Here is a 392-nt window from a genome sequence, read left to right as displayed (position 1 = left end):
CAAGCCGTTCAACACCTAACGCGTGTGTTTGTGGGGTTTAGGTTCTTAAAAGTTAGATTGTGTTAATCAGCCAATAATCAGTTTTCATTATCTAGTAAGCATGAGTTAATGTTGAGTAGGTAGTCATATAGTATATATAAAGTAACACTTAGTGTTTAGTAATTCAATATATAGCCATCAGTCAACAGTCAACAGTCATCGGTCCACAGTCAATATTCAACATCCAACAGTCAGTATAAAGCAGTCATCAACCTTTCAAAACAACAATACTTAATACTATAAAGCCATGATTTATCAAGATAATACAAATAATCAAAGAACTTAGTAAGTAGTATAGCTTAACCAAAGGTTGTTATAAAACACAATAAAAGAAGAAACGCATAAAATTCATC

It is taken from the genome of Seonamhaeicola algicola, assembly GCF_007997385.1.
Classification (GTDB): Bacteria; Bacteroidota; Bacteroidia; order Flavobacteriales; family Flavobacteriaceae; genus Seonamhaeicola; species Seonamhaeicola algicola.
The sequence above is the reverse complement of the archived record's forward strand: the minus strand, read 5'-3'. Positions refer to the sequence as shown.